Origin of the sequence: Natrinema hispanicum, from assembly GCF_900111485.1 — an archaeon.
In the GTDB taxonomy this organism is placed as follows: Archaea; Halobacteriota; Halobacteria; order Halobacteriales; family Natrialbaceae; genus Natrinema; species Natrinema hispanicum_A.
The window spans coordinates 1-22,115 of the sequence record NZ_FOIC01000001.1 but is presented as its reverse complement, the minus strand read 5'-3'; the positions used below and the strand labels follow the sequence as shown (position 1 = coordinate 22,115).

The 22,115-nt window shown below is 62.7% G+C and carries 22 protein-coding genes and 1 pseudogene; 13 read left to right on the top strand and 10 right to left on the bottom strand.

Going from position 1 to position 22,115, the window contains the following annotated elements; all coding sequences use genetic code 11:
• Positions 1-31: 31 nt before the first annotated feature.
• From BSG09_RS00110 to BSG09_RS00100, 3 genes are all read right to left on the bottom strand, one after another.
• Positions 32-490, bottom strand: coding sequence for a DUF7346 family protein (locus tag BSG09_RS00110; protein WP_092928846.1), 459 nt, complete (start codon positions 488-490; stop codon positions 32-34).
• Positions 487-975 carry a DUF7322 domain-containing protein gene (locus BSG09_RS00105; protein WP_092928844.1) on the bottom strand — a complete coding sequence of 163 codons (489 nt, stop codon included), beginning with the start codon at positions 973-975 and terminating at the stop codon, positions 487-489. The genes BSG09_RS00110 and BSG09_RS00105 overlap by 4 nt, the downstream gene beginning before the upstream one ends.
• A 126-nt stretch (positions 976-1,101) precedes the next feature.
• Complete coding sequence (locus BSG09_RS00100; RefSeq protein WP_008009606.1) at positions 1,102-1,278, bottom strand: DUF7331 family protein; 177 nt, start codon at positions 1,276-1,278, stop codon at positions 1,102-1,104.
• Positions 1,279-1,461: 183 nt separating this feature from the next.
• Here BSG09_RS00100 and BSG09_RS00095 point away from each other — a divergent pair, with 183 nt between their 5' ends.
• The 7 genes from BSG09_RS00095 (at position 1,462) to BSG09_RS00070 (ending at position 9,267) form a co-directional block, all read left to right on the top strand.
• Positions 1,462-4,191 (top strand): DNA-directed DNA polymerase, encoded by a 2,730-nt coding sequence (locus BSG09_RS00095; protein ID WP_092928840.1) that lies wholly within the window; start codon positions 1,462-1,464, stop codon positions 4,189-4,191.
• Positions 4,192-4,413: 222 nt separating this feature from the next.
• Positions 4,414-5,319, top strand: a complete 906-nt coding sequence (locus tag BSG09_RS00090) for an ABC transporter ATP-binding protein (RefSeq protein WP_092928838.1) — start codon at positions 4,414-4,416, stop codon at positions 5,317-5,319.
• 61 nt (positions 5,320-5,380) lie between these two features.
• On the top strand, positions 5,381-6,811 hold the full coding sequence (gene sufB, locus BSG09_RS00085) for a Fe-S cluster assembly protein SufB (protein WP_092928836.1): 1,431 nt from the start codon (positions 5,381-5,383) through the stop codon (positions 6,809-6,811).
• A 1-nt stretch (position 6,812) separates the two neighbouring features.
• Positions 6,813-8,027: a Fe-S cluster assembly protein SufD gene (sufD, locus tag BSG09_RS00080; protein WP_092928834.1), complete on the top strand. Its 1,215-nt coding sequence runs from the start codon at positions 6,813-6,815 to the stop codon at positions 8,025-8,027.
• 189 nt (positions 8,028-8,216) lie between these two features.
• Positions 8,217-8,711 carry a rubrerythrin gene (locus BSG09_RS00075; RefSeq protein ID WP_092928832.1) on the top strand — a complete coding sequence of 165 codons (495 nt, stop codon included), beginning with the start codon at positions 8,217-8,219 and terminating at the stop codon, positions 8,709-8,711.
• A complete protein-coding gene (locus BSG09_RS21505; RefSeq protein WP_262488504.1) occupies positions 8,708-8,842 on the top strand; it encodes a hypothetical protein in 135 nt (44 codons plus the stop codon). The genes BSG09_RS00075 and BSG09_RS21505 overlap by 4 nt, the downstream gene beginning before the upstream one ends.
• The gene (locus tag BSG09_RS00070; protein WP_092928830.1) at positions 8,839-9,267 is read left to right on the top strand and encodes a metal-dependent transcriptional regulator; all 429 of its coding nucleotides are present in this window, start codon (positions 8,839-8,841) and stop codon (positions 9,265-9,267) included. Before BSG09_RS21505 ends, BSG09_RS00070 begins: the two co-directional genes overlap by 4 nt.
• Positions 9,268-9,360: 93 nt before the next feature.
• Here the strand turns inward: BSG09_RS00070 and BSG09_RS00065 are convergent, their stop codons facing one another.
• The 3 genes from BSG09_RS00065 to BSG09_RS00055 all read right to left on the bottom strand — a co-directional run bounded on the left by BSG09_RS00065 (position 9,361) and on the right by BSG09_RS00055 (position 13,374).
• The gene (locus BSG09_RS00065; RefSeq protein ID WP_092928828.1) at positions 9,361-11,133 is read right to left on the bottom strand and encodes a phospholipase D-like domain-containing protein; all 1,773 of its coding nucleotides are present in this window, start codon (positions 11,131-11,133) and stop codon (positions 9,361-9,363) included.
• Positions 11,134-11,232: 99 nt separating this feature from the next.
• Positions 11,233-12,576: a HEAT repeat domain-containing protein gene (locus BSG09_RS00060; RefSeq protein ID WP_092928826.1), complete on the bottom strand. Its 1,344-nt coding sequence runs from the start codon at positions 12,574-12,576 to the stop codon at positions 11,233-11,235.
• 66 nt (positions 12,577-12,642) lie between these two features.
• Complete coding sequence (locus BSG09_RS00055) at positions 12,643-13,374, bottom strand: protein sorting system archaetidylserine synthase (RefSeq protein ID WP_092928824.1); 732 nt, start codon at positions 13,372-13,374, stop codon at positions 12,643-12,645.
• Between the two features lie 106 nt (positions 13,375-13,480).
• Between BSG09_RS00055 and BSG09_RS00050 the strand changes: the two genes are divergently transcribed.
• Positions 13,481-13,918: a cupredoxin domain-containing protein gene (locus BSG09_RS00050; protein ID WP_092928821.1), complete on the top strand. Its 438-nt coding sequence runs from the start codon at positions 13,481-13,483 to the stop codon at positions 13,916-13,918.
• A gap of 125 nt (positions 13,919-14,043) precedes the next feature.
• Here BSG09_RS00050 and BSG09_RS00045 read toward each other — a convergent pair whose 3' ends face one another.
• From BSG09_RS00045 to BSG09_RS00030, 4 genes are read right to left on the bottom strand one after another with little or no spacing between them, the layout of a single operon-like run.
• Positions 14,044-14,685 (bottom strand): 30S ribosomal protein S3ae, encoded by a 642-nt coding sequence (locus BSG09_RS00045; RefSeq protein WP_008009587.1) that lies wholly within the window; start codon positions 14,683-14,685, stop codon positions 14,044-14,046.
• Entirely contained in the window at positions 14,682-14,987 is a 306-nt protein-coding gene (locus tag BSG09_RS00040) for a KEOPS complex subunit Pcc1 (protein ID WP_092928819.1), read from the bottom strand. Before BSG09_RS00040 ends, BSG09_RS00045 begins: the two co-directional genes overlap by 4 nt.
• Complete coding sequence (locus BSG09_RS00035; protein WP_092928817.1) at positions 14,984-16,177, bottom strand: exonuclease; 1,194 nt, start codon at positions 16,175-16,177, stop codon at positions 14,984-14,986. The genes BSG09_RS00040 and BSG09_RS00035 overlap by 4 nt, the downstream gene beginning before the upstream one ends.
• Positions 16,178-16,183: 6 nt before the next feature.
• Positions 16,184-16,654 carry a 30S ribosomal protein S15 gene (locus BSG09_RS00030; RefSeq protein WP_092928814.1) on the bottom strand — a complete coding sequence of 157 codons (471 nt, stop codon included), beginning with the start codon at positions 16,652-16,654 and terminating at the stop codon, positions 16,184-16,186.
• A gap of 341 nt (positions 16,655-16,995) precedes the next feature.
• Between BSG09_RS00030 and BSG09_RS00025 the strand changes: the two genes are divergently transcribed.
• The 5 genes and pseudogenes from BSG09_RS00025 to BSG09_RS00005 form a co-directional block, all read left to right on the top strand.
• Complete coding sequence (locus BSG09_RS00025) at positions 16,996-17,463, top strand: DUF5793 family protein (RefSeq protein WP_092929444.1); 468 nt, start codon at positions 16,996-16,998, stop codon at positions 17,461-17,463.
• 132 nt (positions 17,464-17,595) lie between these two features.
• The gene (locus tag BSG09_RS00020) at positions 17,596-18,765 is read left to right on the top strand and encodes an ABC transporter ATP-binding protein (protein ID WP_092928812.1); all 1,170 of its coding nucleotides are present in this window, start codon (positions 17,596-17,598) and stop codon (positions 18,763-18,765) included.
• A 136-nt stretch (positions 18,766-18,901) separates the two neighbouring features.
• The gene (locus BSG09_RS00015; RefSeq protein ID WP_092928810.1) at positions 18,902-19,180 is read left to right on the top strand and encodes a UPF0058 family protein; all 279 of its coding nucleotides are present in this window, start codon (positions 18,902-18,904) and stop codon (positions 19,178-19,180) included.
• Between the two features lie 48 nt (positions 19,181-19,228).
• Positions 19,229-21,673, top strand: coding sequence for a DUF7527 domain-containing protein (locus BSG09_RS00010; RefSeq protein ID WP_092928808.1), 2,445 nt, complete (start codon positions 19,229-19,231; stop codon positions 21,671-21,673).
• A 114-nt stretch (positions 21,674-21,787) separates the two neighbouring features.
• A pseudogene (locus BSG09_RS00005) lies at positions 21,788-22,115 on the top strand (IS5/IS1182 family transposase); the annotation flags it as partial.

Here is a 22,115-nt window from a genome sequence, read left to right as displayed (position 1 = left end):
GTGTGCCGGCACTGACGTCCAGAAGTCCGTATCAGTCAGAACCCGTGTTTTCATCCGTCGATGCAACTGCTGGTCGAACTGCCTCGAGTGCCGTCTCACAGGTGTCCGTAACCTGATAGCCGCGTTCGCCGGCGGCCTCGGTTTCCTCGAGCAGTCCGGCGGCTGCGAGGACCGTCAGCCGGCCGTGTAGGTCACTCTCGCACAAGTCGTAGGCATCGAGCAGCGTGCGAACGCCGAGCGGTCCTCTGTCGGCGAGTTCGATCAACAGCCCGAACGTTTCCTCGTCGTGAACGGTCGTAAGCAGCGTCAACACGGGATCGCCGACGCTGCGAGCGGCCGTCTCGAGAGGTGAGTCTCCGTCAACGCGCTCTAAGCGGTCGTTCTGGACGTAGCACTCGTTGCCGGTTTCGGGATCGCGAACGAGACTCGCGCTGTCGGAGTGTTTGAGAAGCAGGTATCGTTTTCCGGTGTCATCCTTGACGGTATTCATTTGCGATCGGAACGGGTTGGTGACTGTTGTTGGACACCGTCACCCGAAGCCGTTTCGATTGCATCGTCAGCGGACCGATCCTCGCCAGTGGGGTCGTCATCGGCTGTACCGTCGTCGTTGTCGGCGCGAAACGCACGGTATCGTCGCCCGGCGAGCCCGAACAGGACGGTGCCGGCTGCGATGAGAGCGCTGCCGCGAGTTACGTCGCCTTCGAACACGAGCAGTAAGGCTCCGAGCGAGACGGCAAAGAGGGCGGCGTTGACGACCAACACCAGCGCCCAGAACGCCTCCAGGACGTCGCTTGGAACGTCCGTCTCGTCGGTGGACACGCTCGGTATATCGATCGCAGCCGTGGACTCGGCGTCGGCATCCGAGTCGTCGTCGGTCGTCACCTGCGGAATCGTCAACCCGTCGCCGTCGGGGTCGTAGAACTCCTCCTCGGGATCCCACTCCTCGGGTTCGTTCTCGGTCCGGTCGAATACCACACCGAAGTCGATGATAAGCGGGCGGAAAAGCGTTCGCTTCGCGATCGGTTTCAGCGAATCGGTCGAAGCTGCGTCCCGACGTCCACGTCGGTCGCAATTGCGCGGAGACTGGGACCGCAGCCCGTCTCAGGCCAGATCCTCGAGCGTGAGCGTCCGGGAGGTCTCTACCCACGCGAGAGGGTTCTCCGCGTCGTAGAAGACGACGCCGTCGTCAGTCTCGTAGGATTCGATCGTCGCAGTGCCTTCGGGGATACTACTCAGCTCGCTCCGATCTGCCGCGTCGTCGTTTAGATGGGAAGACATATCGATCACCCGATTATATGCTATGTGTTACCACGTTAAATGTCTTCTTGCTGCTGCAAGGCTTGTCAGCGGCGGGTTCCTCGCCGCCCACGTCGCGTCCCGGCCTCGAGTCCGGTTCCGAAGATGGTCTCGGCGAGCAGTGAATCTGGGGGTTTTTACCCGCCGCCTGCCAATCCCAGCACTATGACTGAGGCGGGCCAGACCGGACTTACGGATTTCGGCGGCGAGTCCGGCGACGCTGACGACCGGCCGGCAGAAGAGGCGGTCGCCGTCGCCGGCAACGGCGGGACCGACGCTACGGCGGTGATCGACGTCCTCGAGGAGACCCTCCCCGAACCCGAGGGCGAGCTCGAACTCGCAGTGATGCAGGTCGACTACACCATCGCCGGCTACGGCGACGAGGAGCGACCGATCATGCACGTCTTCGGGCGCACGCCCGACGGCGAGTTAGAGCACGTTCAGGTGGTCGGCTTCAAGCCGTATTTCTATGCGCCGACGGACACGCTCGAGCGGCCACCCGAAGAACAGTACGACCGGCTGACTGGGAGTCGGGAGTACGATCACGACGGCGAGCCCTACGAGAGCATCCGTGGCGAGAAGCTGACCAAGATCTTCGGCCAGACGCCACGGGACGTCGGGCAGGTTCGTGACGACTTCGAGCACTACGAGGCTGACATCCTGTTTCCGAACCGATTCCTGATCGACAAGGACATCCGCAGCGGGGTTCGGGTGCCCGAACGGCGCGCTGACGACGACTCGCTGGTCGTCCCCCACGACGAGGTCGAAGCCGCAGACGTCAACGCCGATCCGCGCGTCAACACCTTCGACATCGAGGTCGACGACCGCTCGGGCTTTCCCGAGGACGGTGAAGAACCGATCGTCTGTCTCACCAGCCACGATTCCTACCGCGACGAGTACGTCATGTGGCTCTACGAGGCACCGGTCGGCGACGGCGAGATTCCCGACGAGATCGACGACTACGACCCGATCGAAGGCGCGATCGACCACGAGGTCCGCGTCTTCGAGGAGGAAGAAGCGATGCTCGAGGCCTTTATCGAGTACATCGAAGACACCGATCCGGACCTCCTGACCGGGTGGAACTTCGAGGATTTCGACGCACCCTATTTCCTCGACCGGCTCGAGGAACTCGACGGCCCACACCACGACTACGATCTCTCGATCGACCGCCTCTCTCGGGTCGACGAAGTCTGGCGTAGCAACTGGGGCGGCCCCGACATCAAAGGCCGGATCGTCTTCGACCTGCTCTATGGCTACCAGCGGATGGTTTTCTCCGAACTCGACTCCTATCGACTCGATGCCGTCGGCGAAGTCGAACTCGGCGTCGGCAAAGAACGCTACGCCGGCGACATCGGTGACCTCTGGGAGGACGACCCGACCCGCTTGCTCGAGTACAACCTCCGGGACGTCGAGCTCTGTGTCGAACTCGACCGCCAGCAGGAGATCATTCCCTTCTGGGGCGAGGTGCGCTCCTTTGTCGGCTGTAAGTTAGAGGACGCACCTACCCCCGGCGACGCGGTCGACATGTACGTCCTCCACGAGGCCCACGGTCGTTTCGCGTTGCCCTCGAAGGGCCAACAGGAGGCCGGCGATGAGTACGAGGGCGGTGCGGTCTTCGAGCCGATCACGGGTGTCAAAGAGAACGTCACCGTGCTCGACCTCAAGTCGCTGTATCCGATGTGTATGACGACGATCAACGCATCGCCAGAGACGAAAGTCGACCCCGACGAGTACGACGGCGAGACCTACGAAGCGCCCACGGGCACCCACTTCCAAAAGGAACCGGACGGCGTGAACCGTGAGATGATCACGGAACTGCTCGACGAGCGCGAGGAAAAAAAGGCACTTCGAGATCAACACGAACCCGGGACGCCCGAGTACGAGCAGTACGACCGACAGCAAGGAGCTGTCAAGGTTATTATGAATTCGCTGTACGGCGTGTCGGGGTGGGATAAATTCCGTCTCTATGACAAAGAGGCAGCAGCCGCAATTACCGCGACTGGCCGCGACGTCATCGAATTCACGGACGAAGCGGCAAACGAACTGGACTATCAGGTTACGTATGGGGACACCGACTCGGTCATGCTCGAGCTCGGCCCTGACGTTCCCAAAGACGACGCGCTCGAGCAGTCCTTCGAAATCGAGGAGTACATCAACGGCCGGTATGACGACTTCGCACGCGAGGACCTGAACGCCGAGGAACATCGGTTCCAGATCGAGTTCGAAAAACTCTACCGACGGTTCTTCCAGGCGGGCAAGAAGAAACGCTACGCCGGTCACATCACGTGGAAAGAGGGTAAAGATGTCGACAATATCGACATCGTCGGCTTCGAATACCAGCGCTCCGACATCGCGCCGATCACCAAAGAGGTCCAACACGAGGTCATCGAGATGATCGTCAAAGACGGCGACATCGAGGGCGCAAAGGAGTACGTCAACGGCGTCATCGAGGACGTCCTCGCCGGCGAGGTCTCGCTCGAGGACCTCGCGATTCCCGGCGGCATCGGCAAGCGCCTCGACAACTACGACACCGACACGGCGCAGGTCCGCGGCGCGAAGTACGCCAACCTCCTGTTGGGGACCAACTTCCAGCGCGGGAGCAAGCCAAAGCGCCTCTACCTCGATCGCGTCGATCCGTCATTTTTCCAGCGCCTCGAAGAAGACGACGGATTCGATGCCCGAACTGACCCCCTCTACGGTGCGTTCAAACGCGATCCCGACGTGATCTGTTTCGAGTACGAAGATCAGATTCCGGACGCCTTCGAGGTCGACTACGACACGATGCTCGAGAAGACACTTCAGGGGCCGATCGAGCGAATTCTCGAGGCACTCGGTGTCTCGTGGGAGGAAGTGAAAAGCGGCCAGGAACAGAAAGGGCTCGATTCGTTCATGTGAGACGGCCGGCGGTACCGATTCAGGCCCCGCGAACTGGCGTATATTCGTCTCTCGAGGCACAGTGGCCGTCATCGCGGCGATTGGTTCGTATGACGGTCGTTCACGGACTAATCGAATAGTGGTTTCCGAATGGAGAACTTATTTTGCTAATACGAGATTGTATCCAATTGGATACGAAACCGTTATGGGTCATACGGCCCATCCATTAGACGACAGAATACTATGGCACGTCTCGAACTACGCAACCTGCACGCGGAAGTAGCGGAGGGCGACGAGAAAATTCTCGAGGGCGTTGATCTCGAGGTCGAGTCCGGCGAGATCCACGCACTGATGGGGCCGAACGGCTCCGGGAAGTCGACGACCGCGAAGGTCATTGCCGGCCACCCTGCCTACGAGGTCACTGACGGTGAGGTTCTGCTTCACCTCGAAGACGACGAGTTCGGCGAGGACATCGAAATCGATGAAGACCAGCGCACCTGGGACCTGCTCGACCTCGAGCCCAACGAGCGTGCCGCGCTCGGTATCTTCCTCGGCTTCCAGTACCCCGCCGAGATCGAGGGCGTCACGATGACCAACTTCCTCCGGACGGCACTCAACGCCAAGATCGAAGAGCGCGAGGAGCTCTTCGAGGGCGAGGACGGCGACGACGAAGAAGAAGACGACGGCTTCGAGACCTCGCCGATGGAAGGCCCCGCCGACGAGGGCGAAGTCGGCGTCGCCGAGTTCCAGGAGATCCTCCAGGAGAAGATGGAACAGCTGGACATGGACGAGAAGTTCGCCCAGCGCTATCTCAACGCCGGCTTCTCCGGCGGGGAGAAAAAGCAGAACGAAGTGCTGCAGGCCGCCATCCTCGAGCCATCGGTCGCCGTACTCGACGAGATCGACTCCGGGCTCGACATCGACCGGCTGCAGGACGTTTCCGCCGGAATCAACGCCTTGCGCGACGAGCAGGGCACCGGCGTTCTCCAGATCACCCACTACCAGCGCATCCTCGATTACGTCGAGCCCGATCACGTCCACGTAATGCTCGACGGCCAGATCGCCAAAAGCGGCGGGCCAGAGCTCGCCGAGAAGCTCGAGGACAAGGGGTACGACTGGGTCCGCGAGGACGTCTACGGCACTGCGTAACCAGATTCAGCTAGAACAAGCGTAATACCCCTACAGCCGTAACCATAATACCGATCAACCAATGAGTTCCGATCAAGACCACCTACAAGAGACAGACACCGAGGCCCGGTTCGAGTTCAAGAAAGAACAGAACGCCGCGGTCAAATCCGACAAGGGCCTGACCGAGGAGGTCATCCGCATGATCTCCGAGGACAAAGACGAGCCCGACTGGATGCTCGAGCGCCGCCTGCGTGCGCTCAAGCAGTATCAGAACATGCCGATGCCGACGGATTGGCCCGGCCAGCCGGACCTCTCCGAACTGGACATCGAAGAGATCGTCCCCTACATCCGCCCGGACGTCGACAAGCGTGAAGGCGTCGACGACTGGACGGAGCTCCCCGACGAGATCAAAGACACCTTCGACAAGCTAGGCATTCCGGAAGCCGAGAAGAACGCCCTCTCGGGCGTCGGTGCCCAGTACGAGTCGGAGGTCGTCTACCAGAACATGCAAGAGCAGTGGGAGGAGAAGGGTGTCATCTTCATGAACATGGACCGCGCGGTCCAGGAACACCCCGAGCTCGTCAAAGAGCACTTCATGACCTCCTGTGTGCCGCCAAGCGACAACAAGTTCGCGGCGCTGCACGGGGCCGTCTGGTCCGGCGGCTCGTTCGTCTACGTCCCCGAAGGCGTCACCGTCGAGATGCCCGTGCAGGCCTACTTCCGCATGAACTCGGAAGGGATGGGCCAGTTCGAGCACACGCTCATTATCGCCGAGGAAGGAGCTGAAGTCCACTACATCGAGGGCTGTTCCGCACCGAAGTACGGCACCCACAACCTGCACTCGGGTGGCGTCGAAGTCTTCGTCGGCGAAGACGCTCACGTCCAGTACTCGACGGTTCAGAACTGGTCGAAAAACACCTTCAATCTCAACACCAAGCGTGCCATCGTCGAAGCAAACGGCACGATGGAGTGGGTCTCGGGCAGCATGGGCTCGAAAGCCACCATGCTCTACCCGTGTTCGATCCTCAAGGGTCGCGGCGCGACCGACACCCACATCACCATCGCCTTCGCCGGCGAGGGCCAGGACATCGACACCGGCGCGAAGGTCTACCACAACGCGCCCGACACGAGTTCGACCATCGAGTCTAAGTCGATCTCCAAAGACGGCGGCCGCACCAACTACCGCGGCCTCGTCCACATCGCCGACGGTGCCGAGAACTCGAGCACCGCCGTCGAGTGTGACGCGCTGATGTTCGACAACGAGTCGACCTCGGACACCATGCCGTACATGGAGATCGAGGAATCGAAAGTCGACGTCGCACACGAAGCGACCGTCGGCAAGATCGGCGACGAGGACATCTTCTACCTCCAGAGCCGCGGTCTGGACGACGACGACGCCAAGAAGATGATCGTCGCCGGCTTCATCGAGCCGATTACGGAAGAACTGCCGATCGAGTACGCGGTCGAACTGAATCGCTTGATCGAACTCGAGATGGAGGGGAGCCTCGGATAATATGAGCACGCAGGTACACGCCAATCTGACGGAAGAACAGGTACGCCAAATTTCGGGCGACTTAGACGAGCCCGAATGGCTCGTAGAGACACGTCTCGAGGCTCTCGACGCGCTCGAGGAGCTCGACATGCCCGATGTCATCCGGACGCCGGGTCGGGACTGGACGAACCTCCACGAACTCGACTTCGAGTCGCTCGTGGATCCGCTCAACGCAGCGGAGAATAAAGACCAGGTCGGCCCCGACGAGGTCGACGTGCTGTCGTGGGCTGACGCCGTCGACGAACACGAGGACCTCCTGAAAGAGCACTTCGGCTCCATCGTCGACCCACAGGAGAACTACCTGACGGCGCTCTCGACTGCCCTCTTTAGCACCGGGACGGTCATCTACGTCCCCGAGGGCGTCGACGCCGAAGACGTCACCGTCCGCACCGAGCAAAACTCCCGCTCGCTGTTCAACTACACGCTCGTCGTGACCGAGGAATCGTCCTCGGTCACGATCCTCGAGCGTCAGTCCACCGGCCAGGAGGCCGATGAGCAGTACTACAGCGGCGTCGTCGAAGTCGCTGCCGGCGAGAACAGCTACGTCCAATACGGCAGCCTCCAGAACCTCTCTGAGGACGCCTACAACTTCACCGTCAAGCGCGGCGTCGCCGACACCTACGCCACGATCGACTGGATCGAGGGCAACCTCGGCACGCAGCTAACCAAGACGGAGGTCTCGACGGAACTCAGCGGCGATAGCTCCGAAACGCAGATCGTCGGTGCATTCTACGGCCACAACGACCAGCACTTCGATCTCGATGCGAAGGTCTGGCACCGTGCCGAGCACACGACCGCAGATCTCGTGACCCGCGGCGTCACCGACGACGTCGCCCGCTCGGTCTACGAGGGTGTTCAGGACGTTGGGCAGGATGCCTGGGACACCAGCTCCTACCAGCGTGAGAACACGCTGATGCTCTCCGACGAGAGCGAGGCCGACGCCTCGCCGAAGCTGATCATCAACAACCACGACACCGAGGCCAGCCACTCTGCGACGGTCGGTCAGATCGATCAAGAGGATCTCCTCTATATGACCTCCCGTGGTGTCGACCCGCGGTCGGCCCGCAACATGCTCGTCGATGGCTTCTTCGTGCCCGTCCTCGAGGAGGTAGACGTCGACGAACTCCGCGACGACCTCGAAGACCTGATTGGCGCGCGTCTTCGCAAGCGAGAGTAAACGACCCTCTCGCTCCGAGTTTCGTTTATACGAGCGAGTGAACGACTCGTGGGATCGAAGATTCCACGGCGACTCCATCAGCGCGACTAACTGCGCACACCGCGCGTTCGAATCGCAGGTTTCCGTTCTGCCGTTTTTCTCGATTCGTGCTCCGAGACGACTAAGTAACAGCGGCCCGCTTGTCGAGATATGAGTCTGGGACAGCGTGTCTCGAGCGACAATCAGCTGACCCGATTGCTACAAATCGGAGTCGTGCTGGAAGAAGTCGTCGAGTCACGCGCCGCCCTCCATATCGACTCGCTCCCGCCGGAAGAGCGAGCGGAATTCGACGCGGAAGTGGAGGAGTTACTCGTGGAAGCGGCTGCTGAGTCGGCCGACCACCGCGAGCGACTCGAGGCGCTGATCGACGATCTCGAGGCTGAAACGGTCGAATACGAGGAAATCAACGCACTGGTCGACGCCCAGTATGGGCCGCCGGAAGACACTGACGGCGTCCTCTACGATCAGTTGGCCAACGAAGAGACGGCGTACAAGTTCTACGACGACCTGATAACAGCAATCGAGGCCTCCGATACCGAGTTCGCAGTCGATCGCGATCGACTGCTCGAGACGCTCTCCGAGATCCGCGAGGAGGAAAAAGAGGGCGTTCAAGAAGTGACCGAAATCATGGAGCACAGAGCATGAGCGAGAGACGGGAACCCGCGTCGACCACCATCAGCGAAACGCCGTTCGACGCCTGTATTGGGACCCGGACGCGGTTACACCGGCGCAACACGGCCGTAGCAGACACCGGCACCGACGGAGGGATGGCATGAACACTGCAGATCAATATCTCAAGGCGATCTATCTGGCTCAGCGCATCGAAGATGGCCCCGCATCGACCGGCACACTCGCGGATCTGCTCGACGTGAGCCCTGCGAGTGTCAACGAAATGGTCGGCAAACTCCAGGATCGCGAACTCGTCGAACACGAAAAGTACAAGGGCGCGAGCCTGACCGACGAGGGCCTCGAGCGTGCACATGACGCCCTTCAGACCTACTGCATCATCGAACGCTTCCTCGCGAACGTCCTCGAAGTCGAGGAGTTCCGCGAGGAAGCACGCGCGCTCGAGAGCGTCATCGACGATACCGTCGCAGAGCGTCTGGATACGATCATCGACCGGCCCGAGCAGTGTCCCGACTGTTTCGACCCCGAGGCCGATCACTGCGAACTCCTCGAAATCAGCGGCCGCGCGGACTGATTTTCATATTCCATACGGACTCTTGTCAGTCAGTTCCGGCACACCCGTATGACGGGTAGGTGGTACGCCGTCCCACAGTGACAACAGCCCGTCTCAGGTGTATTCGGACGGTGGGCCCCCGAAGCGCACATAGCGTCGGCCGACGATGGCAGCGACGACGGTGGCGCTGAGTCCGATCGGGAACCGCCAGGTATCGCCGGACCAGTCCGTCTCGAATACGTCCGCGTAGTAGGTCGCGATCTCCGCGCCATGGAGGACGACGAGCACCTCGCGATTGTTCTCGAGCGAGTTTTCGTTCCAATTGGCGCTGCCGACGATCGCCATCTCCCGGTCGATGACGATGCCTTTCGCGTGGATCTTTTCGAAGCGATCGGTATCCGAAACGAGTTGCACCTCGAGCGGGAGATCGTCGCTGGTAGCGAGGCGCTCAAGGTCGGCTGCGAGTCGCTTGTTTTCTTCGGCGTTGTACCACGTCGATCCGAGCAGGATGCGAACGTCGACACCGCGGCGGGCCGCCTCGAGCGTCGCCTCGAGTAGCGAAACGTCGGTTGCGATACTGGGTTGGACGACGAGAATCTCGTCGTCGGCCCCACGGAGCAGGTCCTGAAGCCGGTACTCGGCGTTATCCGGTGCGACTAACAGCTCGGCCGACTCGACAGGCACCGTTGCGGGTTCGTGGACCGTCGGAAACGAAGTATCACGCGCGGTGACGACCGGATCATCGTCGTCGACGAACGAGGTGTTCGCGCGATAGGCCGCGCTAGCGGTCGTATCCCATCCCTCGAAATCGGCTCGGAAGACACCCGCGAGATCGGCCGCGAGGGCCTCGTCCTCGAGGCGGACGCCCCAGCCGCGGCTGCTCTCGCCGCCGACGCCTGCGGGCTTCCAGTTTTCCGTGGTGACTAGCACGCGGTCGTCGGCGACGGCGTATTTGGGATGGTGATACCGGTAGCGTGCACCGTCGCCGCCGATGACTCGCACCGCGACGCCGCCTTCCTCGAGCGTCTCGAGGACGTCTGCGGTCGGTGCCGGTGTCCCGCCGACGGGGCTTGCCTCGAGGAGGACTTGGACCTCGACGCCGCGTTCGGCCGCGTCGACAAGGTCGGCGGCGACCGCCTCTGAGGTGACGGTGTAGCCGGCGAGGAACAGCCGTTCGTCGGCAGATCGGATCGTCTTCCGTGGGACGCCTGGCGCGTCGGGAAGGACGAACGCCGTCGCCTCTTCGACTGCGGCGCTCGAGACAGGCAGACAGGTCGCGTCTCGTGGCCACCACCGGCCGTCGGTAACGGGGGTCGCCTCGTTAGGGGCCGCTGTTCGATACCACCGTTCGGCCGCCGGCGCGCTGTCGTATGACACTGCGTCGATCGTCGTCGTTGCGTTTCGAAGGCGGAGCCGATCACCGCCGTTGGCGAGTTGGAGGTGTCCCTCGAGTGCGAGGACAGGGGTGTCGGTCAGCGTCTCGGTGACGTTCGGAGCCGTACTGAGGGCGACGCGCCCGGAGACCGTTTCGTTCGGGAGTGCGGCCGTCGTGTGGCCATCAGTGAGCGTCAGCTCCGCGAGCCGAGTGTCAGGTGGCGTTTCGAGGACGACGAACTCGCCGGCGTCGTCGTCGGTCGTGGGGTTCGGGGAGAGGCCAACGATCTGCGGGCTTGGTGGCGGCTCAGTGGAGGGGTGAGTAGTGGACGCTCGAGCGGGACAGGCACGAGCAGTCGCGCTGTCGCTGCCACCCAAACCCGACGGTGCTCGAGCGACGTGTCGCTCGCTCGCTGCCGGTTCAGTGGCAAAGGCGAACCCGGAGAGTATCGTGGTGCTGGCGATCAAACAACAGCCGAACACAGCGACGAGGGCGGCCCGTCGGGAGGTCATCGCCCGGTTTGGGCGCGTCTCCGTACTTAAACGCTCGGAGCGTAGCCCCAATCACCGCTGTGTGCGTCGAACGCGGATCGAAAAAGCCGTGTCGCGTCGTCAGGCTGCTGGCTCGAGGTCGACGCTCTCGGCTTCGGCCTGGACGAGGTAGGCACGGTCGTCGTCGTATCCGGCGACGACCTCGAGGGCTTCCGTGGTGCCGATCTGGCGAAGTGCCCACGCCGCGCTGGCGCGGACGCGGTCGGAATCGTCGTCTGCGAGGACGTCCGCGAGCGGTTCGATGGCGCGGGTGTCACCGATCAGGCCGAGCGCGCGAGCGGCCCAGCTTCGGACGTCGGCCTCGTCGGCGACGAGTTGCTGGGCGATCGGCTCGACGGCGTCTTCGGTGCCGATCTCGCCGAGCGCGCGGAACGCGGGCTGCTGGAGGTTCGGGTTGGAGTCGACGTAATCGAGGAGCTTGTCGACGACCTTCTCGTCGGCGACGCCGATTTTGCCGAGGACGGCCATTGCGGCCTGGTCGCGGCGGTTTGCCTTCTGGAGCATCGGCTCGATGGCCTCCTCGGGTCCCATCCGCTCTAAGGCCTCCATGCAGTGTTCCTCCATGTAATCGGAGTCGAAGGTATCCAGTGCAAGGAGGATCATGTCGACGTTGCCGCGTTTCTCGTGGACCTTGAGCGCGTGCCACTCCGGCGGGTAGTCTTTGACGTGCTCGAGCACGTCGTAGTAGCCCTCCCGACGGAGCTGTTCGCGGACCTCGAGATCCGCCCACTCGGTCGCATCGTCGATATCGCTCTGGAGGTCGTCGGCGGTCTCGAGCAGGCCGGCGATCGTCTCCGCGTCGTCGTCGGCGTCGAGGGCTGCGGCCTCGACGGCGTCGACGGCGTCGTCGAGGGTCGCGTCGAGTTGGGCTGACACGTCGTCGCCCTCGTCGACCAGCGTGACCGAACTGTCGAGCAGGCCGTTGAATTCGTCGAGGAAGTTCTCGATCGCCTCGATCAGTTCGGCGTTGCCTTCCTCGGTCCAGCGGGTGCTCGTGATCGTACCGCTGGCACTGTTGATTTCACTGACGACGTCTTCGCCGTAGGGGCCGCGCTGGTCCTCGAGATCGGACTCGAGATCGGAGAGATCGCTTTCGATCTCATCGTACTCGTCTTGCAGTTCCTCTTCGGGCGCGGGCTCTTCGTCTTCCTCCTCGTCCTCGTCGGGTTCCGGTGGCTCCGGAACCTCGACGCTCTCGAGGTCCTCACGAAACGAGTCGAGATCCGCTTCGACGACGTCGAGGTCGTCTTCGGTCTCGGCCGCCTCGAGGTCCGCATCGAGCTCCTCGAGCTCGGCGGCGAGCGTCGTAAGTCGCTCGTCGATGGCCTCGGGATCGACCGACTCCTCCTCGTCCGGTTCGGCTTCGGCGGCCGCGTCGTCACCGTTTGCCTCGTCCTCACTCATCGTACCACCCGGGGACGACGCCGACGCGTGACAGTGTGCATACCTTACTGTCGTGTCAGCACGGTCCTAAGCGTTTCCATGCACATCGACATCCGTCTCCGCCGCTCGCTCCGTCTCGCCCCAGTAGAACCAGGGACTGAGCGTCATGTACGCCAGTCCGAGTGTGAGAAGCGCGTACGGAAACGTCCGCCCGGCAACGGTCGGCACGAGAATCGCGAGCGCGTGGACGACGCCCATAATCGCCGCGTCTCGAGCCAGCAGATCGGGATATTCGATCCGCGAGACCATCAGATAAGAGAATGCGGCGGTGACAGCGAGAACGAGTTCGGGCTGGGTTTCGCCCGCGAGAATGGCTGCGCCGAGGATCGTCGCGGCCAGTGTCGTCTGGACGCCTTCGGTGTGACTGCCGGTGACGTCGTAGGCGGTGTACATCCCCAGTCGCGTGACAGCCATCGCGACGAACAGCGCACAGACGCCGGTCACAGCCAGGAGTTCGGCGGTGATCGCGTCGAACGCGATCTCGAGGCCGTCGGTGACGACGGTAAACGAGAGGACGGCAGGGGCGACGGCGAAGGAGGCGACATCGGCAAGCGAGTCGAGATAGGGGCCAGCGTCGGTGCCACCATAGCGGCGTGCGAGGATGCCGTCGAGGCCGTCCGCGATCGCCGCCAGCAGGATCAGTCGGGCGGCCAGGTCGATGTTGACGCTCGCGATGACGACTGCGACGAACCCCAGCGCGGCGTTGGCGATCGTCACCGCGTCAGCGACGCCCAGTCGACCGACGAACCGGGGGAGCATATAGCCCGATTCGACGGGGAGATACCTTACGTGTTTTCGTTTCCACGGGGCCGATTTCGACAACTGAACCGGGGCCGTTATACGGCAACTGTCCTAACGGAAGGGCATGCACCGGCGTGTCTATCTCGCTGCTGTCGGGACTGCCGTTTCGGCTGGCCTGGCAGGGTGTTCGTCCGCGATCAGTACCGGCGCGAGCGATCCCTGTTCCGGCGAGGACTGTCACATCGGTATGAATCGAACTACGTTCCTCCCTGATGTCTACGAGATTTCCGTCGGCGAGACCGTCGTCTGGAAGAACACGAGCGAGGCCTACCACACCGTCACCGCCTACGACAACGGGATCCCGGACGGGGCTTCCTTTTTCGCGACCGGTGGCTTCGAGAATCAGGAGTCGGCACGCAACGCTTGGCAGCTCGAACAAGCCGGTCGCCTCGGTCCACGCGAGACGTTCGAACACACCTTCGAGGTGCCGGGCACCTACGAGTACTTCTGTATCCCACACGAACGCGCGGAGATGGACGGGAAGATCGTCGTCTCCGAGTGACGACTGCGAGCCGCGTCAGTTCGCTTTTTCTATCGATGCTCTCATTGTCAGCTCCGCTCGAGCCGTCAGCTACCGGCTCGAGAGGCAGCATCAAAAAGTGGCAGTGAAATCGAGGAGCGACCGGCTTAGTCGTCCGTGGCGACGTCGTCTTCGTCGACGTCGACGGCGGCCGCTTCTTCTTCGGCGACTTCCTCGGGGTGGGCCTCGAGGGTGGTCTTCTGGATCTCGACGCGGCGCAGCGGGTAGATCGTTTTGGCCTCGCCGTAGATGGCAGAGGAGAGGCGGCCTTCGACGACGCTGTCGATAAGCTCCTCGAAGGAGCGCTCCTCGGCAGCCTCTTCGATCATCTGGACCATCTGCTCGCGGATGGCCTTCTCCTGGCTTGCGTCGGCCTTCTTGGTCGTGAAGGCGACGGGCTGGATCTGGACGCGGTAGTCGTCCGTCGTGAGGACGGTGACGTAGGCCTCGATCTTCGAGGCACCGCGACGGACCAGCGAACGCAGGTAGTCACGGGTCAGGGAGTGTTCCTTGAACTCCGTGTATGCGCTGTCGCTGCCGACATCGGTGACCTGGAAGGTCAGCTTCGTGTTGTTCTCGCTGGCGTTGTTCGTGAGTTCGCCGAGCGTCGTTTCGATGGTTCGGTCGTAGACTTTCTCCGGCTCGTCAGCGGGGGTCTCGCCGAGTTCCTGGCGGTCGAACTGCTCTGGTGCCAGGACGGTGTACCACCGCTTCTCCTGTTTCGCGCGTGAAACTGATCGTTCACTCATTGTGTATCGTGTGTTGAGTCGCTATCGCGGTCGGACACAGCTCCCGTGTCCGTCGGTTCTGCGTGCTGTTCGGTTCGTGCCTGTGAAACGATGTCGATCGCAACCTCGAGGTTGACGACGTAGTCGTCGACCGTCGACTGCAGGCCGCTGGTCGTCTCGCGTTCGATGTGCGTGACGACCGTCGCGGTCTCACCGTCGCGGTCGACGGTCGTCTCCATCTCGTCGGTGTTGTCCGGGCGAAGCGCCCGTGCGACAAGCGTCGCGTCGTCGTGGGCCGTCCGAATCGTTGCGTGCCGACTCATAGGCGTTCCCTCACTGCTGCGATGATTGTCGTCTCGTCCACGTCGGGGTCGAACTGTAGGTAGCCACGCCGCTGGCCGCCATCGTAGTCGACGTCAGCCTCGGGCGCTCGCTGTGCGAGCTCGCGGGCGACTGCCTCGACGGTCGCGCCAAGAGAGTCTGCCTCGCGGGTCGCGATTGCCGCCTCACCGTCTCCGACGGCGAGGACGGTTGGCTCGGGCGACCGGTAGGCAACCGCGAGCCGTGCGATGGCGTCGACGGGGCCGTCATCGATGCCGACGACGAACAGCCCGTCGTAGCGGCCAGTCGAGCCGTCCCTGAGCGCCACCTGGGCTCGGCGTCCATACTCGCGCCAGCCCTCGAGTGCTCGCTCGCGGACGTCGTGGCCCATCGCCAGCGCGACGCCCGTTCCGGGGGCTGCGCTGGCCGTCGCCTCGAGTACGTCGGCGAAGCCGCCGAGCGTCTCGAAGGGGCCGTCGGGCGTCACGGACGGCTGTAACGCTTGGCCGATCGTCTTTGCGGCAGCGTCAGTCGCCCCGTCGGCACCGACGACGTCGAGTGCGACCAGCGAGGCGATTGCTCGGTGGTCCTCCGGGTCGAAATCGGTGTGATCGCCATCGACAACGTCAGCGAGCGCCTCGCGGGTCGCGTCCCGGTCGCCCGACCACGGCGCATGCAGCCGTGTCGAGTGAGCGAGCCCGTCGACCGGATCGACGGTCGGAATCGCAACGCCCGGGCGCTGCTCGAGCAGGCCCTGCTCGCGTGCAGCTGTTTCGAGCCATTCGCTTTCGCCTGCGCCGGGTTCGCCGCCGCTTGCGACGATGCCGGCGAGTGCGACGACCGGATCCGGCGTCACGTCGAGGTCACGGACGAGATCGACTGCTTCGAGTGTCGCCGGTCGATCGGGTGCCGCAAGCTGGATGACGTCGGCCGCGTCGGCTGCGTCAGCGGTGCCGACGACGACGGTCACGTCGCCCTCGCTTGCCGGCCTATGAACCCGCTTGGATCGTGCCGCAACTGTGGGTGCGACGGTCACCTGAAACGGCGTCTCGCTGTCGTCGAGCGCGCTCGCGAGCAGTCCGCTCGCGGCGAGGGCATCGCCATCGGCGCGGGTGAGCAGCCGAACGAAGCCGGCGCTCTCGAGGGTGTTCGTGGCAGACGCCGACTCGGCGGATCGACCCTCGGTGGACATACGGTGTTACTCGTTCTCGAGGAGCTCGACTGCGACGTCGTAGGAGTACGTGAAGTCAGCCTCGAGTTCGTCGCCGCGGTAGTAATCAACCAGACGGCGCACCTTCGACTCGGTGTTCTGCAGGGCGCGTTTGTTCTGGTAGTCCTGGGGGTTGGCCTGGACGTGCTCGCGCAGGCGCACGGCGCGCTCCATCAGGTTCCGAAGGTCCTCGGGAATGTCGGACGTGGCGTCGTTCTCCTCGAGGATCTCGGTGACTTTCTTCCCGGTCGCCAGCTTGACGTCCGGGACGGGCGTGCCGGTGACGCCTTCGTCACGCAGCTTCATCCCGATCTGACTGGGATCGTAGCCCTGCTCTGCCAGTTCGACGACCCGAGATTCGATATCTTCGGGGTCGACGTCGCTCCACTCCGGCGGTTCGTCTGCCGACGGCTTGTCCGAACCGGACGAGCCGCGACGGCGGGTGTGCATTCGTGCCATTGTTTGAGGATAGGAATCGCACTGACCGCTCGTGTTCGCTGTCGAGCGCGCACGCGCCTCGACGGCGGCGTGTCTGCCGACAGCAGCCGGCTCTCGCCGTGCACTTCCGCAATCCCAAGCCACCCGGAAAAGGGGGTGACACAGTCGGATTTGCGGCCGTGCGCTTCCCACCGTCGATATCGTCGTCGCAGACTAAAGGGTTTCTACTCGCTGCGACGCCGATACGGTCGGGCACGTGCTTGCCAGTAGCTCGGCCGCGCCGACGACCTCGATGTGTCACCGGAGACGTGTTCTCCGTGCGTTACGTTCATACTGCACGAGGCCGAAAGGTCATGTACGGAATGAGGCGCGAGCACTTCACGTTAGATGTCACCAATATCGACTGGGCCGAAACCGACGGCGAGCCGAAAAAACCCTCGGTAGCGATCGACTTCACCGGCCCGGAAGCGATGCTTCGCGAGCGCCTGACTGGTCCCGACGGCGACGTTCTCGAGGCGAGCGAGACGGACACAGCCCTCCGGCTACAGGGACCGCTCGAGGACGATACTGCGGGGGTAGTGAGCGTGACCAACCGCATCACCGGCGAGTTCATCCTCGAACTCAACGAAGACGCCACCGACGTCTTGCAGTTCATCCGCGCTGCACGGCGCTACGGCGAGACCGCGGGCGACGAGGGCCAGTATCGCGTCGAGATCACGCTCGATGGCGAGCCGTTCGTCAGCTACGATAAGCGAACGTTTCTGGTCTACGACGACGAGGGGAGTTTGCTTCGACAGCATAGCCTGATCCCAAGCGGCGTCGAACTCTGAGCAACGGCGGGCTCGCCCGCTTTTCTCCCGAGTGAGCCGTTATCTCCGCTGTCTGGAGCCGAACCGGCAATTATAAGTGATTTAGGCACGCCTAAAGGGAATGTGTGCCGGCAGCTGCCGGAGGGTCGAGATATGGCCAAAGGAGAACTGCTTACGACGGCGGTCGAGAACCGATCCAACGAGCCGACGACGAGCGAGACGGTTCTCGAACTCGACGGTATCGCGAAACGCTACGGGACTCAGGAGGTCATCGGCGACCTCTCGATTGCCGTCCGTGACGGTGAAATCCTGACCCTGCTCGGCCCATCCGGCTGCGGAAAGACCACGACGCTTCGGCTGATCGCCGGCCTCGAGAAACCCAACGATGGCCGGATCCAATTGCAAGGCGAAACGGTCTCGGGTGACGGCCGGTTCGTCCCGCCTGAAGACCGCGATGTCGGCGTTGTTTTTCAGGACTTCGCGCTCTTTCCACACCTGACCGCCCGCGAGAACGTCGCCTTCGGCTTGCAGGATCGATCCGAGAGCGAGCGCGCGAGCCGCGTCGACGAACTGCTCGAGCTCGTCGGCCTCGAGGCCCACGGCGACCACTATCCGAACGAACTCTCCGGCGGCCAACAACAGCGCATCGCGCTTGCCCGCTCGCTGGCTCCCGAACCCGAGATGCTGTTGCTCGACGAACCCTTCTCGAGTCTGGACGTGGATCTACGCGTCGAGATGCGCGAAGAGGTTCGCCGGATCATCAAGCAGACTGGCGTCACCGCGATCTCCGTGACCCACGACCAGGAGGAGGCGCTGTCCATTTCAGACCGCGTCGCCGTGATGAATGACGGCGACATCGAACAGATCGATACCCCCCAAGAAGTCTTCCAGCAGCCCGAATCGCGATTTGTCGCTGGCTTTCTGGGCCACGCCAGTTTCCTCCCGGGAGAGGTCCACGGCGACAGCGTCGACACTGCACTCGGTCGCGTCCTCCGCGATGACGTTCATGGGCTGGCCCACCAATACGACGGCTCGACTGTCGACCTCCTTATTCGACCCGACGACGTCACGGCCTACCCTGCCGACGGCGCGGAGGCCGACGGCCACGTCGTCTATCGGCGCTATCTCGGCCCGACCGTCCTCTATCGTGTCGAACTCGATGGTGGCGAAACGATCGAGTGTATGCACAACCACTCCGATCATATCGACTTAGACGAGCGCGTCGCCGTTCGCGTCACCGCCGATCACAAACTCGCGTGGTTCCCTGCAGACCACCGTGAGGAGGCCGCGGATGCAGACATTACGTCTGCCAGCGCCGACTGATCACGCCACGACTCCACGTCCCGGTGGTTGCTCCGTTCTTGACAGGACTCCGTCATCCCCCCGCTGAGCGGTCGCGTTCGATTTTGCGACACGGGGCCACACAACGCTTAAATCGAAACCCTTCCTAACAGCGCGTATGCATAAGGACGAACTCCTCGAGCTCCACGAAGAACTCGTCGTCATCATGGAGTACTTTTCGGAGCGTGAGGAGGTCGATGAAACGCTGTTCGACCCCTACCGCCAGCTCGACGTCGACCCCTCGCACGTCCACAAGTCGAAAAGCGAACACAAACACGCGGTCTTCGTTCTCGGGAACGCACTCGCCAATGCGATGAGCGACGATGAGTTCTCGAGCGCCGGCCGGATCGGCAAGCGGATGAAAGAACTCGCCGAGGACGCAGAATCCAAGATCTAGTGACAGTCTAGACGAAACGTATTTGGTGCGGTTCCCGCTTGTTGACGTATGGATCCGCGCACGCAAGAGCGCGTCGAGGAGTGGGACTCCCGCCCGTTTAACGGGGGGTTCGACGGTCTCTCCGATCTCGCCCACGCTGATTTCTCCGGTGCTGTATCGGCGGCTGGCACGTGGCTTTGTATGCTCAACGGCCGCGTTGTCGGCGTCATCGATGGCGATATCGACGACTTCGAAACCGCCTCGGGAACGTGTTATGAGGCACCCGATCCGTCGCTGCCCTTGCTCTGTACGATGGAAGAACAGGGCGGCGAGACACGGGCGAAGTACTATACGAACGAGACGCCGCTTCGAGAAGTCGACGAGACGCTCCAGAGCGGATCGTTTACCGGGTACATCGAACTGAGCGAGAACGTTCTCAGCGGCGACTACTACGCTGTCTACTACGGCGGTCGTCGCATGGCTGCGGCGTACATCGGGAACGCCGAACGGCTGCTCACAGGCGAGGAAGCGTTCGAACGCGCGGCCGACGAAGTCGGCATCTACGAAGTCATCGACGTCGAAATCAATGTCATCGACGTCCCGGGGACAGCTGATTCGGCGTCGGAGACGGACTCGGCGACCGAGTCTGGGACCCCTGACGCCACGACCGATACCAGCGCTTCCGATGCGCCGACCGATGACGCGTCAGAGTCCGACCCCATGGGATCGTCGTCGCTCGAGCCGATCGACATCTCGAGTACTGAAACCGTTGACGCTGCCCCTGCGGCTGAGACGGAGTCGACCGAAGACGTCAGCGATGACGAGTCGCCGCTGTCGTCGGAAACGGACCTCACGGACGATCCGACGGGTATTACCGCGACCGATACCAGCGAGGTCGAACCTGAGCCACCGTCGGCCGGGATTACCGAGTCGCCGTCCGTCGGTGACACTGAACCGGCGTCCGCAGCCGAGACGGCCGCTGTCGATGACCCATCTCAGACCGCGACACAAGACGCCGAGACGGAGGCTGAACCGGTTGATGCCGAGTCGGAGTCAGAGTTAGACTCGGTTGACGAGTCGTCGACAGTGGACGTCGACGTCACGACGGACCCCGAACTTGCAGAAATCGAAGCAGCCGCGGAGGAACTCGATCGCAACGGCATCTCCTGGGTTGACGATGATGACGAGCCAGCGACTGGCTCGGCCAGTGACGGCCCTGACACCGAGTCCGAGACGACGGGTGACGGACTCGAAGAGGAGTTCGAACGTGAAGAGGAGTGGCGCGAGACGCGGCGTATTCCCTCGATCGATCCTGACAACAGCGACTCAGATGCTGACTCGAGTTCGAGCACGGATGGCCGCGAACTGCGCATGGACCAACCGTCGACGGCGTCCGAGACGAACACGGACGCCTCCTCGTCCGCTGCACAGTCACCGACTCAGTCGTCGGATCGAGCCGCGGCGTCGGCCAGCACGTCCGGCTCCCGTGCGGACCAATCACGCACACAGGCTGGCAGCCGAACACAGGGTGCTGCTGCCGCGACCGACGCACACAGTGACCGAGTTGCGGCGCTGACCGAGAAAGTCGAGACACTGCAGGAACAACGCGACTCACTCGCGACGAAAGCCGAGGAACTCGAGGCCGAACGCGATCGGCTGCGCGCTGAGAACGACGACCTATCCGCGACAGTCGACCGGCTTCAGTCCCGGATCGACGACCTCGAGACGGAACTCGAACACGCGCAAACGCACGACGCCGGTGGCGCGGCGGCCGACGTCAGCGCCGGGACGCAGCTATCGCCCCAGCAGGCGCTTTCGCAGACGAACCTCTTCGTCAGATACGCCTCGAAGAGCCAGCCGACCCTCGAGACGGCCCATGACGGCGACGCCGATCGCAATGAGGTCGCATCGAACCTGCGACTGGAACATCACACCGGCTTCGACTCGAACGACGCGGCCGTCGACGGACAACCGTACGACGACTTTCTCGAGACGACGATGGAGTATCGGTTCGTCGACTGGCTCACCGAGATGCTCCTGTATGAGATCCGCGATACCGGGAACGCCGACGGACTGGGCGACCTCTACGATGCGATCCCGCGAATCGACCGGGCCGAACTCGGCGCAACCATCTCGCTTGCCGACGACGACACCGACGACGTCCCCGAGGAGTTGACGTTCGATATCGTCGCGTTCGACAAGATGGGGAACCCGTTACTGCTGGTCACGCTCAACGACTCGCGCGAGCCCGCGACGAAAGACCTCCTCGCAGAACTTGAGGAAGCCGCCTCCGCCGTCAAAGCCAACTATCCGGACCTTGCGGCCGCGATCGCCGTCACCTCGAGTTACTTCGAGCCCGGCGCGCTCGAAGTGGCTGAACAGGCGACGAGCAGCGGCTTCCTCAGCCGCAGCTCGAAGCTGAGTTACGTCAATCTCTCGCGGAAATCCGGCTACCACCTCTGTCTCGTCGAGTCGCGCTCGGAAGGGTTCCATATGAACGTGCCGGAGCTGTAGTCCGTCGCTTTCGATCCCGTCGCCGTTGTTTCGTTCTGTGTTGCTCCGTTGAACGCCGACGCCCTCTGCGGATTGTATCGCTGATTTCAGGGGATTTGGACGCCGTCTGGCGATATGGGACGTCTCAGGAACCTCGCACAGACGTTTTATGAGTTTGCCACGACCCACGTAGAAGAGCCAGATGTACCCGTCGTCGCCGACGGCGACGACGGGTACGACAAATCCACGAAGATCGCGTTGCTCCTGCTCAAAGAGGAAGTCAACAAGCCGCTCCGGCAGTTCGAGGACTATCTGAACGAGATGCCGGGAATCCTTGCTGTGTTCGGCCTTGAGAACTCACCTGATTACACGTCTTTCAGCGTATGGGACGGAGAATTCCCGATGAAAGAGTTGCGCCGCCTGCTCCGCCGATCAGCGGAGCAGGCGGGGCTCTCGGGAACTG

Bases quoted from the DNA above. Each gene is read 5' to 3' on its own strand.
- BSG09_RS00060 (WP_092928826.1), bottom strand. From the start codon at position 12,576: ATGAGTGAGGACGAGGCAAACGGTGACGACGCGGCCGCCGAAGCCGAA.
- BSG09_RS00100 (WP_008009606.1), bottom strand. From the start codon at position 1,278: ATGTCTTCCCATCTAAACGACGACGCGGCAGATCGGAGCGAGCTGAGT.
- BSG09_RS21505 (WP_262488504.1), top strand. From the start codon at position 8,708: ATGAGCGAGAGACGGGAACCCGCGTCGACCACCATCAGCGAAACGCCG.
- BSG09_RS00095 (WP_092928840.1), top strand. From the start codon at position 1,462: ATGACTGAGGCGGGCCAGACCGGACTTACGGATTTCGGCGGCGAGTCC.
- BSG09_RS00065 (WP_092928828.1), bottom strand. From the start codon at position 11,133: ATGACCTCCCGACGGGCCGCCCTCGTCGCTGTGTTCGGCTGTTGTTTG.
- sufD (WP_092928834.1), top strand. From the start codon at position 6,813: ATGAGCACGCAGGTACACGCCAATCTGACGGAAGAACAGGTACGCCAA.
- BSG09_RS00035 (WP_092928817.1), bottom strand. From the start codon at position 16,177: ATGTCCACCGAGGGTCGATCCGCCGAGTCGGCGTCTGCCACGAACACC.
- BSG09_RS00020 (WP_092928812.1), top strand. From the start codon at position 17,596: ATGGCCAAAGGAGAACTGCTTACGACGGCGGTCGAGAACCGATCCAAC.
- sufB (WP_092928836.1), top strand. From the start codon at position 5,381: ATGAGTTCCGATCAAGACCACCTACAAGAGACAGACACCGAGGCCCGG.
- BSG09_RS00110 (WP_092928846.1), bottom strand. From the start codon at position 490: ATGAATACCGTCAAGGATGACACCGGAAAACGATACCTGCTTCTCAAA.
- BSG09_RS00045 (WP_008009587.1), bottom strand. From the start codon at position 14,685: ATGAGTGAACGATCAGTTTCACGCGCGAAACAGGAGAAGCGGTGGTAC.
- BSG09_RS00090 (WP_092928838.1), top strand. From the start codon at position 4,414: ATGGCACGTCTCGAACTACGCAACCTGCACGCGGAAGTAGCGGAGGGC.
- BSG09_RS00015 (WP_092928810.1), top strand. From the start codon at position 18,902: ATGCATAAGGACGAACTCCTCGAGCTCCACGAAGAACTCGTCGTCATC.
- BSG09_RS00075 (WP_092928832.1), top strand. From the start codon at position 8,217: ATGAGTCTGGGACAGCGTGTCTCGAGCGACAATCAGCTGACCCGATTG.
- BSG09_RS00030 (WP_092928814.1), bottom strand. From the start codon at position 16,654: ATGGCACGAATGCACACCCGCCGTCGCGGCTCGTCCGGTTCGGACAAG.
- BSG09_RS00070 (WP_092928830.1), top strand. From the start codon at position 8,839: ATGAACACTGCAGATCAATATCTCAAGGCGATCTATCTGGCTCAGCGC.
- BSG09_RS00050 (WP_092928821.1), top strand. From the start codon at position 13,481: ATGCACCGGCGTGTCTATCTCGCTGCTGTCGGGACTGCCGTTTCGGCT.
- BSG09_RS00040 (WP_092928819.1), bottom strand. From the start codon at position 14,987: ATGAGTCGGCACGCAACGATTCGGACGGCCCACGACGACGCGACGCTT.
- BSG09_RS00055 (WP_092928824.1), bottom strand. From the start codon at position 13,374: ATGCTCCCCCGGTTCGTCGGTCGACTGGGCGTCGCTGACGCGGTGACG.
- BSG09_RS00010 (WP_092928808.1), top strand. From the start codon at position 19,229: ATGGATCCGCGCACGCAAGAGCGCGTCGAGGAGTGGGACTCCCGCCCG.
- BSG09_RS00025 (WP_092929444.1), top strand. From the start codon at position 16,996: ATGAGGCGCGAGCACTTCACGTTAGATGTCACCAATATCGACTGGGCC.